Raw genomic sequence first — 15,492 nt, forward strand, 5'->3', positions numbered from 1 at the left:
GGGGCGTGATCATGAGCGTGATACAACTTGCCAATATCCCCGTCTCCAAAGACCGATAAGCAAATGCCGGGCCTGTGTCTGGGGCCGAGCAACTCAAAAAGGTAGGATCACTCACAATCTCCAACTGGATGTATTCGCTGGAAATCGCATACTTTCTTGTTAGGGTGCAGCCGGCGCAGAATTCAATCTGCAGCCGTTTGCACAGCGTTTATTGGAGCTGCCATTTGATCATTCCATTTCATGTGCGGGAGATGCTGCGGCGCATCAAAATGCGATATGATGTTGAACGCACGCCACAGCAGATGGCCCCAAGCGACGAAGTGTTTTCGCCTTTACGCCCTTCTCGCAAGGCTGACCGTAAGACAGTTGCGCGGTTCTGGGATCATCTAAAGCCCAAGGCAAGCGGCGCAGATCAGGCATTGATTGCGGATCCTGCAACAGTCGGGGCAGCTGAAACCTACAGCGCCAATATTGAAAACTTCATTGGAACTGTGAAAGTGCCAGTTGGCATCGTCGGGCCTTTGCGCTTGAACGGTATGAACGCCAACGGGGATTTTTATGTGCCTCTGGCGACGACTGAGGCCGCGCTTGTTGCCTCTTATGCGCGGGGGGCCTTTGCAGCTGGCCGGTCTGGTGGGGTCAGCACAGCTGTTTTGTATGAAGGTGTTTTGCGTACGCCGGCCTTTGTGTTCGAAAGCCTTTTGCAGGCCGGTCAGTTCGTGGATTGGGTGGTCAGCAATGTCGATGAACTCCAGGCGGCGGCTGATGCCACAACCGGGCATGGTAAACTTGTCTCGCTGGAGCCTTTCATAGACACAAATATCGTCTTTCTGATTTGCCGCTACACCACAGGTGATGCGGCCGGTCAGAACATGGTAACCATTGCAACGGATGCGCTGTGCTGCACCATCACCAAAGACTGTCCAGTTCCAATTGAGAACTGGTATATTGAGGGAAATTTTTCAGGCGACAAAAAAGCCTCGGCGCTTGGATTGGTAACGGGTCGTGGCCGAAAGGTTAGCGCGTCGGTAACCTTGCCTGCGGACGTCGTGGAAAAGACGCTTGGCACCACCGTGGATGCCATGCTGGCTTATGGTCGGGTCGCCAATCTTGGGTCACATCTGTCGGGTCAGCTTGGAGCTCAGGCCCATTATGCCAATGGGCTTGCGGCCTTTTACATAGCAACTGGGCAGGACGCGGCCTGTGTCGCCGAAAGCGCGATGGGGGTGACGCGGATGGAGCCCAGAGGGGATGATCTTTTCTGCTCGGTGACGCTCCCGAACATTCTTGTCGGCTCCGTGGGCGGTGGTACCGGTTTGCCCAGCCAGACTGCGGCACTGAACATTCTGGGATTGAAAGGCGCCGGCCACGGCACGGCGCTGGCCGAAGTGGCTGCCGCCATATGCCTGTGCGGAGAAATATCGATTGTCGCCGCAATCGCTGCGGGGCATTTCACGCGAGCCCATGAAAGTTTGGCCCGCCAAAGATGACTTTGCTGGCTCGACTGTGGATATATCAATCCGAACGCTTCCCACTGAAGAAAACTGTTCCGCTTTTGCTGGTGTTTTCAGCAGCAAGTATCTGCGTATCGGCCCGGCTTGCTGATCGACCATTGCCCGAGTGGTCTGCCTTTGTGGTGGGGTTCGTACTGGCGATGACGCTGTTTTTTCAGATGCGCGTTTGCGACGAATTCAAGGATGCCGAAGAGGACCGCCGCTACCGGCCCGAGCGACCGATACCCCGAGGGCTGGTGTCCCCGGCTGAGGTGCTTGTGCTTGGCTTGCTGACCCTTCCCATGGCCGCCGCCGCTGCATGGTTTTGGTACCTCCCGGTTCTGTGGTGCCTTTTTTTGGTTTGGGTATGGCTGGCGGCAATGACGGCCGAGTTCGGGGTGCCAACCTGGTTAAAGGCGCGCCCAGTTCTATATCTCGTCAGTCATATGGCGATCATGCCGCTGATCGACTTGCTGCTGACCAGCATCGAATGGCTTCCGGCCGGAAAGGCCGCATCAATGCTGTGGTTATTTCTGGCGTTGTCTTTCGTGAATGGCTGCGTTCTTGAGATCGGTCGCAAGCTATGGTCGCCCGAAAACGAAATTGACGGGGTGGACACCTATTCCGGTCTTTGGGGGTATCGCCGCGCCGCTATCATTTGGCTGTGCTGCGTTGTGCTGTCATTCGTGTTTCTGGTTGGCACGGGGTTTGCGTCTGGAGCTGGTTGGTTAACCGTATTGGTCGGGGCCGCTGCGTTCGTGCCTTGTGGTCTTGCGGCACGCAGCTATGTGAAGGCTCCAACACCCAAGGCACAAGACAGGATGGACGCAATCGCGGGACTATGGGTATTTTTCTGCTATGCCACTGCGGGCTTTCTGCCGTTCCTGATTGGAGGCTTTAGATGACCCTTATCATCAATCAATCCGATGCGACTGACCCAACAGTGGTCGGAGGAAAAGCCGCTGCGCTATCAAACCTCGCTCGTCGCGGATTCAATCCACCTGCGTTTTTTGTTATCACCGATGCCGCATTCCGTGCAGGTAAGACAGGGCCTGTGGCAGCACGTGGGTTGAGTAAGGCGCTTGCCGCTGCGCTGGATGCGTTGGGTCCGGGATATTATGCAGTGCGTAGTTCCGGTCGGGCCGAAGATGGTGTCGAACACAGCCATGCAGGTCAGTTTGATACGGTTTTGAATGTCACCGGTAGCAAGGTCATACAGGCGGCAAAACAGGTTTGGCAATCGGGGTTTGCGGATACAATCGCCACCTATCGCTCGGTCAAATCCGGGGGCGAGACAGAAGCGCCTGCGATAATCGTACAGCGCATGATTGATGCGACGACCGCGGGTGTTGCTTTTTCGGCCGATCCAGTGACCGGGCAGCGAAACACCGTTGTCGTGTCTGCCATCAAAGGTTTAGGCGATGCGCTAGTAGCAGGTGAGGTCGATGGTGAGGATTGGATTATTGATCAAGCCAAACAGCCCGAGTGCGCGCAAACCACGCCTCAGGTTTTGACACCGGAACAGGTGCTGCAGGTTGCGATGCTGGCGCGCAAAGCGGAAGAGGCTTTTGGCGTCCCCCAAGACATCGAGTGGGCGTTCGATGCGGATGGGCTGCACATTCTTCAGGCTCGGCCGATTACGACCGAGCTGCGACCAGTGGCGGTGCCGGATGATGCACTTACCATTTTTGACAATTCGAACATCGTCGAAAGCTATCCGGGCATGGTCAGTCCACTGACCTATTCTTTTGCCCTGCACGTCTACTCACGGGTTTATCGCGCTTTTGTGCGGCTTCTGGGCGTTTCGAATAAAACTGTCGCGCAGAACTCAGCCATATTCGACAATTTTCTTGGGCGTATTGATGGGCGTGTCTACTACAATCTGGTCAACTGGTATCGGGCGCTGTCGTTGCTGCCGGGGTTCTCGCTGAATCGCGATTACATGGAAACGATGATGGGTGTGTCCGAACCCATGCCCCGCGAGATCACAGATAGCATTGGACCTGCTCCTGCCAGAGGTGTGCGCAAGATACTGGAATACGCCAAACTAGCGACGGTAGCGGGCAGTCTGATCTGGCAGGCCGTGCGTTTGCCGCGTACGCGGCGTAAATTCTATGTCAGGCTGAACGATGTTCTGGACCGTGGTCTGGACATAGAAGCTGCGAATGCAACCGAACTGGCCGCCGAGTATCGTCAGATCGAAAGCACCCTACTGGATCGCTGGGATGCGCCGCTTATCAATGATTTCCTTTGCATGGTTGCGTTTGGTGCATCGCGCAACTTGCTGCACAGGTGGTTGGGTGAAGACGGGCTGTTGCTGCATAACGACGTCATGATTGGTCAGGGTGATATCGTCTCAGCCGAACCGGCGCAGCGTATTGCCCGCATGGCCGGCTTGGTCCGCAAGGCCGGGATTGCTGATCAGCTTGGTGCGAAATGCCGGTTGGAAACCCTTGCTCCTTACCCTGAGATTGAAGCCGAGGTTCGGTCATATCTCGATAAATTCGGGGATCGATGCACTGAGGAGTTGAAGCTGGAGAGCATTCCGCTGCGCGATGATCCCACCAGCCTGTTGATGGCCGTCGCAGCCAGTGCCGCCCGTACTGAGGGTAAGCGACACATCGGCACCGAGCCGGATTGGAAAGCCCTGTTTCCCGGCAATCCGCTGAAACGCTACCTATCCAAATGGTTCGTAGGCTGGGCCAAGGGCCGCGTACGAGACCGTGAAAACCTGCGCTTTGAACGCACCCGTATCTTTGGCCATGCGAGACGTGTTTTTCTGGGAATTGGTCGAGAGTTTTCGGCAAGGGGGCTGCTTGCAGAACCCCGCGACGTATTTCATCTGACGACGTATGAGGTCTTGGGAGCCGTCGAAGGGTTCAGCCTATCGCCTGATCTGAAAACCATAGTCGCGCAGCGTCAGCGCGAAGAATCCGCTGCGTCCCAGCGTCCGGATCCGCCAGAACGTATAGAAATTCGAGGTCCCGCCATTGCTCCGATTTGGGCGGAAATAGAAGAGGTAGACAGCGATCCGGAGCGGATAAAATCCGGTACCGGCTGTTCAGCTGGACAAGTTATCGCAAAGGCCCGTGTGATCCGTGACCCGCGGACTGAGGCGCTGCAACCTGGTGACATCCTCGTGGCGCGTCACACCGATCCGGGCTGGATCGCAGTATTTTCGAACGCCTCGGCCATTGTTGTGGAACGGGGGTCACTTTTGTCGCATTCCGCAATAGTGGCGCGAGAGTTGGGAATCCCTTGTGTGGTCGGTCTGAAAGGGGCCACTCAATGGATCATGGATGGCGAAACCCTGTCGGTCGACGGGGCAAGTGGCAAGGTGGAACGGTGCGATGGGGCATAGTGAAATCGAGGGCAAGGCTGATTTTGATCACATCCGCTATGCACAGCTGTGGGAAGATGCAGACGTTTTGACCGACGCGCTGGGCGATTGTGCGGGGGGAACGCTGGTATCCATCTGCTCGGCCGGGGATAATGCGCTGGCTATGTTGACACTCGATCCAGCGAAAGTTGTGGTTGTCGATTTGTCGCCAGCACAAATCGCCTGCCTAAAGCTACGAATTGGCGCTTTCCAGACCCTGACTCATCCCGAGTTTCTGGAGCTGACGGGATCGCAGCCCAGCAAGAGGAGAGCAGCCCTGCTGGCGCGAGCTTTGCAGGGCACCGACCCTGAAACCCGAACCTTCTGGAGTGGTTTTGTCCCTGACGTGGAACGTTACGGGGCAGGCGGGGTTGGCAAGTTCGAGCGGTATTTTCGCATCTTCCGCACCCGGCTTTTGCCGTTTGTGCATTCACGACGTACGATTGATGACGTTTTTACACCCCGGTCACCTGAGGCGCGCGAGGTTTTTTTCGATACGCGCTTTGACACCTTCAGATGGCGGCTGTTGTTGAATGTGTTCTTTTCCCGCTTTGTGATGGGGCGCATGGGCCGCGATAAGGCGTTTTTCGATCACGTAGAGGGTAGCCCCGCCCAGCATGTGGCTCGTCGCATTCGCCACGCGGGCGTTGATACCGACCCGTCACAGAATCCCTATTTGCACTGGATTCTGAAAGGCACGCATGGAGACGCGTTGCCGATGGCATGGCGGCCCGAGCATTTTGACACGATCCGCACCCGCTTGGATCGTCTCGATATCCGTCCGGGATCATTAGAGGCTTTTGTCTCGACCGGTGAAAAAGCCAACGGGTTCAACCTGTCTGACATTTTCGAATACATGTCGCCTGATGTATTTGAGCAAGTCTATGGCTCGATCCTGTCAGCTGCCGCGCCCAAGGCACGTCTCGTGTATTGGAACATGATGGCACCGCGCCGCGTGCCTGCGCGATACAGGAGCAAAGTTGAAACACATCGCACGACTGAGGATCGACTGAAGTCACGCGACATGGCGTTTTTCTACTCGGATTTCGTCGTGGAAGAGGTGCTTTCGTGAGCATCCAGGCCCAGATTTTACTGGCCTTGGCGTCTGTTGCGGCCCTGTTGGGATTGATGGCCGTTGTCCGATGGCTGGCGCAAAAGGTCGGCTTGAGCGCAGAAGTGCAACGTAAACTGATGCATGTTGGAACCGGGCTCTTTACACTGGTTCTGCCGTGGATTTTTCCGGAACGCTGGCCAATATACATGCTAATCGGGGTAACGCTGATCGTCATGCTGATCTTGCGCCTGCCCCGGTTCTCACAAGGTCTGGGCGCAACCCTACACAGCGTCGAGCGCACGTCATACGGCGATTTCCTGTTGGCACTATCCGTTGGGCTTTGCTTGTTGCTGGCCGGGGAAAACACCCTGTATTACGTGCTTCCGATCGCCGTTTTAACACTGGCTGATGCCGCAGCCGCGCTTGCCGGGACCACGTACGGGACCAAACGCTATGTGGTCGAAGATGGCGAAAAAAGCCTAGAAGGGTCAGTGGTGTTTTTTGTCGTAACGCTATTGGTTGCGATCATCTGCTTCTTGTTTTCGTCGAAACTCCCACCGTCCAACATCATGATGCTGTGCCTTATGGTTGCGGCCTTTGGCACATTGGTCGAGGCACAAAGCTGGCGGGGGTTTGACAACTTGTTCCTGCCGCTTGGCTTGCTGATTTTTTTGAAAGTTCACTACTACAGCTCCTTGGCAGAGCTGGCTTTGCTGGCCATTTTGTTCTTTGCCGCACTTGCCAGTTTTGGGGTGGTGGGAACCAAGCTGGGCCTGACCAAACATACGACCCGTGTGTATGTTGTTGCGGTTTTTCTGCTGCTGGCGACCGCGAAACTGCAAAATACAGTACTGCCGATAATGGTTCTCGCGGCACACGGCTGGGCACGTACTGCTTCTCCTTGCGACAGTAAGTTCCCCGATTTGGATATCGTAGCCGCCTTGGGGCTAATAGGGTTCGGCTGGCTTGCAGCGGGAAATGCAACGGGATGGGATGCAATATCCTTTTTTGGACTGAGTGCAATGGGGTTGGCCATGGGGCTCACAGCTGTGGCGCTGCGTGCCATTCCTATTGCGATACCGCTTGCTGCCGCTGTCCTGTTTCTAATCCGTACCTGGGCGGTTTCCCTGAATTCTGACCAGTCAAACTGGGCCGAGCCATTGACCGCGCTCTCACTTGTATCACTCGCATTTATGGCGATTGTGCCCTTGGTGCTTCCGCATTTGCTCCAAAAGAACCGCGTTTCGAGGCTCACGCTTTTGGCGCTGTTACCTCCGCTTGCCTATTACATCTGGTCCATAGCAGGGTCTATTGACGGCGGGATTGTTGCTAGAGTTGTATCATGACGAAAGAAAACATTCAGACCAAAGGCGCCAAACTATCTGTTTATCTGCAGGGCCCTGATTGGGATGGTGCCCCAGCGGCAACAATAGGCGACTTCTCGTGCGAGACCCCAGAGGCCGGTCTGGAGGTACTGCAAACGGCTATTGGACGGGTCCGGTACGCCGGGGTTGATCGGATAATTGGACCTATGTCCGGTGATACATGGCACAGCTATCGGTTTGTATCGGACAGTGACGGATCAGCACCCTTTTTAATGGAGCCGACGCACAAGTCACATGAGCCCGATGTGTTTAGGGCGGCAGGATTTGCCGCCATCAGCAAGTATTTCTCGGCGCGAGTATCATTGGCGCAAACGGCCAATTCGTCTCTAGCTGCAGTTGATGGGTTCGACGTAGAACCCTGGGACGGAACCAACCCTGAGGAGTTGTTCCGGCAGGTGTATCAACTATCTGTCGAGGCTTTTTCTCGAAACGCTTTCTATAAACCTATTTCTGAGCGCGATTTTCTTGCAATGTATATGCCTGTCGTTCCGATGTTGAAGCGCGAGCTTATCTTTTTTGCCCGCCGTCCCGACAGCTCATTAGCGGGCTTTCTGTTTGGTATTCCGAACTATGCTGAAGGCCCAAACCCAACAGCCGCGATCCTGAAAACTTATGCAAGCCTTGAGCGTGGTGCGGGTCGCCATTTGGCCAGTCATTTCCACAAGTCTGCTCTGAAGCTAGGCTTTGATTCCGCTATCCACGCGCTGATCCATGATGACAACCAATCCGCGGATCGCAGTGTTGTTGAAGGGGCCACCGTATTTCGACGGTACAACCTGTTAGGACTGCGCCTGGATGACTAACTTGTTGGATCAATTTGCCGTAGCGGTTGATAGACACCCGGACCGGACGGCCATTGTTGAAGGCAGCGGTCGCGAAGTCACCTTTCGTGATGTGCAGATACGCGCGCAGCAAATGGCTAGGAAGTGGAGACGTAAGGGGATTGGGCGTGGCGACCGCGTTCTTCTGGCGATGCCGGTCAACGCTGATCTCTACGCTAGTCTTGCGGCCTTGTGGTCGTTGGGCGCAACGGTGGTTTTGCCTGAACCCGCGATGGGACTCGCGGGGCTGCGTCATGCAGCGAGAACGACCCGGCCCAAGGCTTTTTGCGCGTCGGGTTATTTTGCGTTGCTCAGGTTTGTTGTGCCGGAACTCTTGAGGCTGCGCCTTTTGCTACCAGGCAACGCCCGGGGTGATCTGAGCGTCGCGCCCGTTCAAGACGGTGACACGGCGCTCATTTCCTTTACATCCGGCACTACAGGTCAGGCCAAGGCCATCCCCCGCAGCCACGCGTTTCTGATGGCACAACATGATGCCATTGCGCCGCTTCTGGACAGTGATGCAGTTGAACGGGATCTGGTAGCGTTCCCGGTGTTCACCCTGATCAACCTGGCGGCTGGGCGCACGACAGTTCTGCCGAATTGGAGAATGAGTAATCTGGATCGACTATCCTCCGAACAGTTTGCGGGCTGGATATCGAAGCAGCAAGTGACCCGTCTTTTGATACCTCCGTCGTTGTGCGAAAAACTTGCACAGCGTAAAGATACGGGCCGGCTGCACACAGTCTTCACCGGCGGCGGTCCGGTATTCCCTGACCTGATTGAAAGGCTTCTCGCCAATTCCGATCTGGACGTGGTCTGTGTCTATGGGTCGACTGAAGCTGAACCGATTGCGCATCTTGATGCGCGGGAAATCACCGAAGTTGATCAACTTGAAATGGCGGCGGGCAAGGGGCTTCTTGTTGGGCATCCGGTTTCGCAAATCAAACTCCGAATTCAGGACGATGAAGTTCAGGTGGCGGGCGATCATGTAAATGATGGCTATCTTGATCTCGCACACTCCAAGGAAAACAAAATCAAAGACGGTACTACGATTTGGCATCGAACCGGTGACGCGGGTCGGTTAGATGATCAGGGGCGATTGTGGCTGTGGGGCAGACTGGGGAGCGATGTGACAACCCCGGCTGGTCAAACCTATCCTTTTGCAATCGAAGTAGCTGCCCGGCAATGGCCGAGCGTGACGAACAGCGCGCTCATGAGCTTCGATGGGCGTCCGATTTTATGCATTGAAGGCGACGCGGATCAGCTTTCAAACTGGAATAGCCTGGCGCAGGAATTCGGTGTTGCCAATGTGACCCATGTGAAAAAAATGCCTATGGACAAACGGCACAGGTCCAAAGTTGATCGGAAAAAACTCACCCAATTATTGGGTTATTAAATCACAGAATTTTCACCTTAAGAGCTCCAACGGAAAACCGTGGTCGAGCACACTTTTTGCCTTCCAACCGAAAGGCAGGAAAGTCCGGGTGCTTATGAAAAACCAGTGCCAGCATAGCTGCTCGCCGCATGAATGACTATTCCTCCCACTGCAAGTTGGCTGTGAGAAAGCGCAAGGGACAGGTCGGGCTCATTTGAGACATTTATCGCAGCGTCGATGAGTGGTTGCTGTTCGTTCTGGGTTAGATACGCTTGATGTTTGGGTCAGAATTAAATGAATCAGACCCAACCGTCACAGTTGGACTAGAAATGTGATGAACGTTCGACGTCAGAAGGCGCCCCAATGTAGGGCATCAGCCGAATTTGATCTTTGGGTGGCTTTGTTGATGGCTTAAAAAACATCACATTAGCACATTGCGATGTCGTCAGGAGGAGGCATCCACGTCATCAGCAAAGCCTATCCCAACCTTGGCTGGTCTCGCTCTAGGCATTTCCGTTCAAATATCGCGTCATATCCGGAGCGGCCATAAGTGTCTGAATGAAAGTCCCGAAGTGTTCAAGCGACCCTGCGCGCGGGTCGCTGTCGCGCCATGCCAGTCTGATAGAACGGCCAAAGATACCATCAGCAATGGGATGTGTCGTTGCCAAGCCGCCGAAACGATCAGGGCCACTCACAGACAATGCCGGAAACAGCGCACAACCCTCTCCGAGTGCGACCATTTGCCGGAGCATTTCAAGGCTGCTCGCCACCCTCTGTCCAGGTCGGTCAATCCGGTCGCAAAATGCTACGGTCTGATCCCTTAGGCAGTGCTCTTGAGAAAGCAGAACGAGCTGAGAGGACAGAACCTTGGACCAGCGAACTTTCTCATTGGGTCTGAAGTCGAGATCCTTGGGGCAGGCAAAAACAAATGGTTCGTGAAACAACGGAAGCGCTCTCAGTACAGGCTGTTTCGGGGCCGTCGCAATTAGTGCAGCGTCCAGCGTCCTCCTGACGAGCATCTCTTCAAGAACGTGAGTGGGTTCTTCGAACAATGACAACTGGAGGTTGGGGTACGCATTTTTGAGAGACTTGAGGATAAGCGGCAGCAAGTAAGGCCCAAGTGTTGGAAGTACACCAAATTTTAACTCTCCCTCCAGATTGTCACTTAGGCTCAGCGACAATTCCAGCAATTCACGGGCCTCTGTCAGAAGGATTTCTGCTTTTTGCAGAACTATCTGGCCATTTTGCGTCAACGAAATATGCCGTCCGTGGCGTTCGAATATCGAAAAGCCAAGACGCGCCTCCAGCTTGGATACCTGTTGGCTGATTGCAGGTTGTGAAACCCCACAGATATCAGCCGCCCGGCCAAAATGACCTTCTTCGGCAATGCTTTGAATGTACTCAAGATCTCTGAGTGAAAGGCCGGCGACTGAGGTTCTTCTAACCATGCATCACCTCTGATTATCGATCGGACAATTTATATAAGTTGGAGTAACTTGGCGGATTTCGGTTTTGTCCTTTTCATACCAACACAGGAGATTGACATGACGAGCAAATCGAAGCTGACCACCGCATTTGGCGCGCCAGTGCCTGACAACCAACACACACTGACGGCGGGGCCGCGTGGACCAGCGCTGCTTCAAGATGTTTGGTTTCTCGAGAAGATGGCCCACTTTGATCGCGAGGTGATCCCCGAACGTCGGATGCATGCCAAAGGATCCGGCGCTTACGGCACATTCAAAGTGACCCATGACATCACCCAGTATACGCGTGCCAAAATGTTCTCTGATGTTGGCAAGAAGACGGATCTCTTCCTGCGGTTCTCGACCGTTGCGGGGGAGCGCGGCGCAGCGGATGCAGAACGGGATATCCGCGGTTTCGCTATCAAGTTTTATACGGAAGAGGGCAACTGGGATCTTGTGGGCAACAACACCCCTGTGTTCTTCCTTCGCGATCCGCTGAAGTTTCCCGATCTCAACCATGCCGTCAAACGCGATCCGCGGACGAACATGCGCAGTGCGGATAACAATTGGGATTTCTGGACCAGCCTTCCCGAAGCCTTGCTTCAGGTGACGATTGTTATGTCTGATCGGGGGATTCCGGCCACCTACAGACACATGCACGGCTTTGGCAGCCACACGTTCAGTTTTATCAACTCGGACAACGAGCGGTTCTGGGTCAAATTCCATTTCAAAACGCAACAGGGGATAAAAAACCTCACCGACGAGGAAGCAGCACAGATCATCTCCGGTGACCGTGAAAGCCACCAGCGTGATCTTTTTGACGCAATTGAAAACGGCGATTTTCCTAAATGGACGCTTTATGTCCAAGTCATGCCAGAGAAGGATGCGGGTACATATCACCTCAACCCGTTTGATCTGACCAAGGTTTGGCCACATGGGGATTATCCGTTGATTGAGGTTGGCGAGCTGGAATTGAACCGGAACCCCGAGAACTACTTTGCCGAGGTTGAACAAGCAGCCTTCGCCCCCTCTACAATCGTGCCTGGTATCAGCTTTTCGCCGGACAAGATGTTGCAAGGACGTCTGTTTTCTTATGGTGACACTCAGCGGTATCGGTTGGGTGTCAACCATTCCCAGATCCCTGTGAATGCGCCTCGTTGCCCGTATCATTCCTACCATCGTGATGGCGCGATGAGGGTCGACGGCAATGCCGGATCTCGGATTGGCTATGAGCCCAACATGCATGGCGAATGGTCCGAGCAACCGGATTTCTCTGAACCACCTTTGTCCATCGAAGGTGCTGCGGATCATTGGAACCACCGCGAGGATGATGACTACTTCTCGCAGCCCGGTGATTTGTTCCGCCTGATGACGCCAGAGCAGCAAGAAGTACTGTTCGAAAACACTGCCCGCGCAATCGGGGCTGCACAAAGAGAAATTCAGATCCGCCACATATCGAACTGTCTCAAGGCAGATCCTGCATATGGTGCCGGTGTAGCAAGGGCTCTTGGTTTGACCGATGAAAGTGGGTTCCCCGCGTAAAGACAATTGGCAAGCCCCCGATCTTCGGGGGCTTGCCTGATACTGCGGGGTATTCGACGGCGGGCACCGTTTGGTGTGATCGGGTATTCCGTCGCTGCGTGTGGCTAAACTGCCTTTTGGCGATGACCTTGGGGAAAGACGGTTTCCATACGCGGGCGCATTGGCCGGCTCACACATTGCAGCTACCTGATGCGCCTTCGTTTTGATTGACGGTGGCGGGATTGCTTGTGACCGATGCGGCCCCTCGTGTCAGAAGACTGCCAATCTCAGACCCCAACTGCAGTTCTGAGACCTGTCCAAGGTGATGCACAACGATCCGTCCCGACTGATCCAACAAGACAAGGCTTGGTGTACCGCGCATGCCAAAGCGGGACATCGTGTTTGGCAATTGCCCCACCCCCTGCCTGTCCACGCCGACAGGGAAGGTGATGCGATATTCATGCAGGAAGGCTTTCAGAGACACCGGTGTCATGGCGTCGTGATGCTCGAACACAGTGTGCAAGCCAATCACGGCTACCTTTTCTTCAGGAAACGTCTTCTGAATCGATTGCGCCAAGGGAATACCGTGCAGGACGCATCCCGGGCACAACATTTGAAATGCCTCAATAACAACAATCCGTCCCCTCAGACCGCCTAATGTTAGGGGTGTGTCTGTATTTAACCATTCCGAAACGTCTAGTTCTGGTGTTTGCATTTTCATTGCCCTCAATAACACGCAGCCGCCTTGGGTTCGGCGGCTGCGTGGTCGAATGTCAGTGAAGCTTCCCCGGCAGGCTCAGGTCACCAGATGCGACGTCGAAGACATCAGTGACGCACAGCAAGGGCGCATGGATGTTAGCGTTCACTCGCAATGCAGAAGTGACACCATCGTAAGCGACACCATCCAGTTCTACGTCGCTGGCAAAGCCTGCGTTCACCACAATTTCGGGCCCATCAAACAGCGGTGTAAACCCTGGGCTGTCCAGAAAGATCGGGAACCCAGGCCATGTCGCAGGTAGCTTGGGCGAGGAACCCTCGGGGATGTCACGTACGGCAAGCGCGTCGGGTCCGCACGCTTCGGTCGGGGTCAACACAACCCAGTGGCTGTGCCATTCGATGCCGTCATTCGCCGGATCTCCGTCGCCGTTCTCGTCAAAAAGCGGTGTGTCATCAAAATCTGGATGACTGGTTGCGGCCATTGCAAGGATGCCTGTGCCGCCTTCGAACCCAACGGCCGAAGGGTCCAAAGAAGTAGGCCAGACATATGACCAGACGTCTGATCCACCGACCTCTCCGGTTGCCGCTGGAACCGAAGCGCCAGCCGCTCCATTCGTTGTCATGTGAAAAGTGACCGTGTTTCCATTGCGATGCGCATGCGCTGCCAGAATGTCAAAGTCCGCGACTTTACTGGCGTCCGGCGAAGATATGATGGCGCCATCTTGATGGATAGCATGGTTCCCATCTGCAAGAGCCGTGCCTCCGATGACCAGTGCCAAAGTAGAAGTGAGCGTTGAGAGTTTCATGAGCGTCTCCAAATAAATAATATCGAGTCGCTACTATAATGAGAAATGCATTGCAACTATAATTTCGACTCGCTACTAAAAGTGTTATGAACACAGACCACCGCATACGCACGCTAATCAACCGTTTGGCCCGTATTGATGCTTCCGAAGGATGGGCGGGAGATTTGAACCCGACTCAGAGGATGGCGCTGGAATACCTCGCAGAGGCGAACATGTTTTCGCGCTCGCCGTCGCAAGTTGCGGAGTATATCGGAACAACCCGTGGAACGATGTCACAAACGCTCAAGGCTTTGGCGCGCAAGGGCTATGTAGAAGAGCAACGCAAAGAGCTTGATCAACGGTCGATCTCTTATGACCTGACCAAGGAGGGGGTCAAAATTGTACGTCAGCCGAACCCTGTTGCACAGGCAATTGGAGATATGCCCGTAGAAAACCAAGCCATGCTTGAGCAGGGGTTGATGCAAAGCCTCAGTCTGGCTTTGGCCGCAAATGGAGGTCGGTCATTCGGCCAATGCAAATCCTGCACATACCATGATGCCACGACGGAAAACGGTTTCTGCAAACTGTTGGGTGTATCATTGGACGTCGGTGAAAAAGACAAGATCTGTATCGAGCACGAGGAAGCCAGATGAACCATTTTAATTTATCGGCGAACATCGACGGCATATTCTTCGGAGCGGTCAAAGATTGTTGGGAAGGCAAACCGCCATCGGCCATTCAAAAAGACAGGGTGAACGGGCGGCAGTTGATTACCTCGCTCGGATTTTCCGAGGATGCACAGGCAGATTTGACCGTGCATGGAGGCGAAGACAAAGCCATCCATCATTATGCTTTTGATCACTATTTGGTTTGGCAAGCAGAGGGCCTATTGGCACCCGGCACAATGCCAGTGGCGTTCGGTGAGAACATTTCAACAACGGGGCTGACCGAGGAAAACCTCTGCATTGGCGACATCCTGTCACTGGGTACGGCGGTTGTTCAAATCAGTCAGGGGCGGCAACCGTGCTGGAAACTCGGGCTACATACGGGGCGCAAGGAAATGCCTTACCAGTTTCAGAAGACGGGCCGAACCGGATGGTACTATCGTGTACTCGAACCTGGCGAAGTTGGTTCCGGTGATCGGATCACCTTGGTTGAAAGGTTAAATCCCAATTGGTCTGTATTGGCCGTCACACGTGCAAGGTTGACTCGTCGCATTCTGCCAGAAGATGCAGAGGTGTTGTCTCAGATGAAAGAACTGGCTCAAGGTTGGCGACAAGCGTTCTGCCGAATGGCGGAAGGCAACGCCATAGAGGATACATCGGCGAGGCTAGGTGCCTGAGGCATCGTATGAAGCATTTAAGCCGTGGTTGGCGATAACGCACCTCCCTCGAGCCGAAAACAATCGAGAACACGAAAGCAGCTAACCACCTACTATCAGTCCTTTGGCAAACCGAACTCATTTGAGACATAAGCCTCAGCCTCGATGAAAGTTAGTA

At 54.5% G+C, this 15,492-nt stretch carries 13 protein-coding genes; 10 read left to right on the forward strand and 3 right to left on the reverse strand.

What is annotated here, in order from left to right; all coding sequences use genetic code 11:
* Positions 1–269: 269 nt before the first annotated feature.
* Genes AC2FLE_RS09360 through AC2FLE_RS09390 form a run of 7 tightly spaced genes read left to right on the forward strand, consistent with a single transcriptional unit; the run spans position 270 to position 9,528 of the window.
* On the forward strand, positions 270–1,490 hold the full coding sequence (locus AC2FLE_RS09360) for a hydroxymethylglutaryl-CoA reductase (protein ID WP_496696637.1): 1,221 nt from the start codon (positions 270–272) through the stop codon (positions 1,488–1,490).
* Positions 1,487–2,398 (forward strand): UbiA family prenyltransferase, encoded by a 912-nt coding sequence (locus tag AC2FLE_RS09365; protein ID WP_496696638.1) that lies wholly within the window; start codon positions 1,487–1,489, stop codon positions 2,396–2,398. Before AC2FLE_RS09360 ends, AC2FLE_RS09365 begins: the two co-directional genes overlap by 4 nt.
* Positions 2,395–4,854, forward strand: coding sequence for a PEP/pyruvate-binding domain-containing protein (locus tag AC2FLE_RS09370; RefSeq protein ID WP_496696640.1), 2,460 nt, complete (start codon positions 2,395–2,397; stop codon positions 4,852–4,854). The genes AC2FLE_RS09365 and AC2FLE_RS09370 overlap by 4 nt, the downstream gene beginning before the upstream one ends.
* Positions 4,844–5,944 (forward strand): BtaA family protein, encoded by a 1,101-nt coding sequence (locus AC2FLE_RS09375; RefSeq protein ID WP_496696642.1) that lies wholly within the window; start codon positions 4,844–4,846, stop codon positions 5,942–5,944. The genes AC2FLE_RS09370 and AC2FLE_RS09375 overlap by 11 nt, the downstream gene beginning before the upstream one ends.
* Positions 5,941–7,272 (forward strand): hypothetical protein, encoded by a 1,332-nt coding sequence (locus AC2FLE_RS09380; protein ID WP_496696644.1) that lies wholly within the window; start codon positions 5,941–5,943, stop codon positions 7,270–7,272. The genes AC2FLE_RS09375 and AC2FLE_RS09380 overlap by 4 nt, the downstream gene beginning before the upstream one ends.
* A complete protein-coding gene (locus AC2FLE_RS09385) occupies positions 7,269–8,114 on the forward strand; it encodes a hypothetical protein (RefSeq protein ID WP_496692038.1) in 846 nt (281 codons plus the stop codon). The genes AC2FLE_RS09380 and AC2FLE_RS09385 overlap by 4 nt, the downstream gene beginning before the upstream one ends.
* On the forward strand, positions 8,107–9,528 hold the full coding sequence (locus AC2FLE_RS09390) for an AMP-binding protein (protein ID WP_496696646.1): 1,422 nt from the start codon (positions 8,107–8,109) through the stop codon (positions 9,526–9,528). The genes AC2FLE_RS09385 and AC2FLE_RS09390 overlap by 8 nt, the downstream gene beginning before the upstream one ends.
* A 482-nt stretch (positions 9,529–10,010) precedes the next feature.
* Here the strand turns inward: AC2FLE_RS09390 and AC2FLE_RS09395 are convergent, their stop codons facing one another.
* Positions 10,011–10,955 carry a hydrogen peroxide-inducible genes activator gene (locus AC2FLE_RS09395; RefSeq protein ID WP_496696648.1) on the reverse strand — a complete coding sequence of 315 codons (945 nt, stop codon included), beginning with the start codon at positions 10,953–10,955 and terminating at the stop codon, positions 10,011–10,013.
* A gap of 96 nt (positions 10,956–11,051) precedes the next feature.
* On the opposite strand from AC2FLE_RS09395, the gene AC2FLE_RS09400 reads away from it, so the two are divergent.
* Positions 11,052–12,512, forward strand: coding sequence for a catalase (locus AC2FLE_RS09400; protein ID WP_496696649.1), 1,461 nt, complete (start codon positions 11,052–11,054; stop codon positions 12,510–12,512).
* A 169-nt stretch (positions 12,513–12,681) separates the two neighbouring features.
* Here the strand turns inward: AC2FLE_RS09400 and AC2FLE_RS09405 are convergent, their stop codons facing one another.
* Together AC2FLE_RS09405 and AC2FLE_RS09410 are read right to left on the reverse strand one after the other, a co-directional pair.
* Positions 12,682–13,212 carry a redoxin domain-containing protein gene (locus tag AC2FLE_RS09405; RefSeq protein WP_496696651.1) on the reverse strand — a complete coding sequence of 177 codons (531 nt, stop codon included), beginning with the start codon at positions 13,210–13,212 and terminating at the stop codon, positions 12,682–12,684.
* 52 nt (positions 13,213–13,264) lie between these two features.
* The gene (locus AC2FLE_RS09410) at positions 13,265–14,014 is read right to left on the reverse strand and encodes a hypothetical protein (protein ID WP_496696653.1); all 750 of its coding nucleotides are present in this window, start codon (positions 14,012–14,014) and stop codon (positions 13,265–13,267) included.
* Positions 14,015–14,100: 86 nt separating this feature from the next.
* Here AC2FLE_RS09410 and AC2FLE_RS09415 point away from each other — a divergent pair, with 86 nt between their 5' ends.
* Both AC2FLE_RS09415 and AC2FLE_RS09420 read left to right on the forward strand, forming a co-directional pair.
* Positions 14,101–14,646, forward strand: coding sequence for a MarR family winged helix-turn-helix transcriptional regulator (locus AC2FLE_RS09415; RefSeq protein WP_496696654.1), 546 nt, complete (start codon positions 14,101–14,103; stop codon positions 14,644–14,646).
* Positions 14,643–15,335, forward strand: coding sequence for an MOSC domain-containing protein (locus AC2FLE_RS09420; RefSeq protein ID WP_496696656.1), 693 nt, complete (start codon positions 14,643–14,645; stop codon positions 15,333–15,335). Before AC2FLE_RS09415 ends, AC2FLE_RS09420 begins: the two co-directional genes overlap by 4 nt.
* Positions 15,336–15,492 lie beyond the last annotated feature (157 nt).

Source organism: Ruegeria sp. CDSA077, assembly GCF_059612265.1.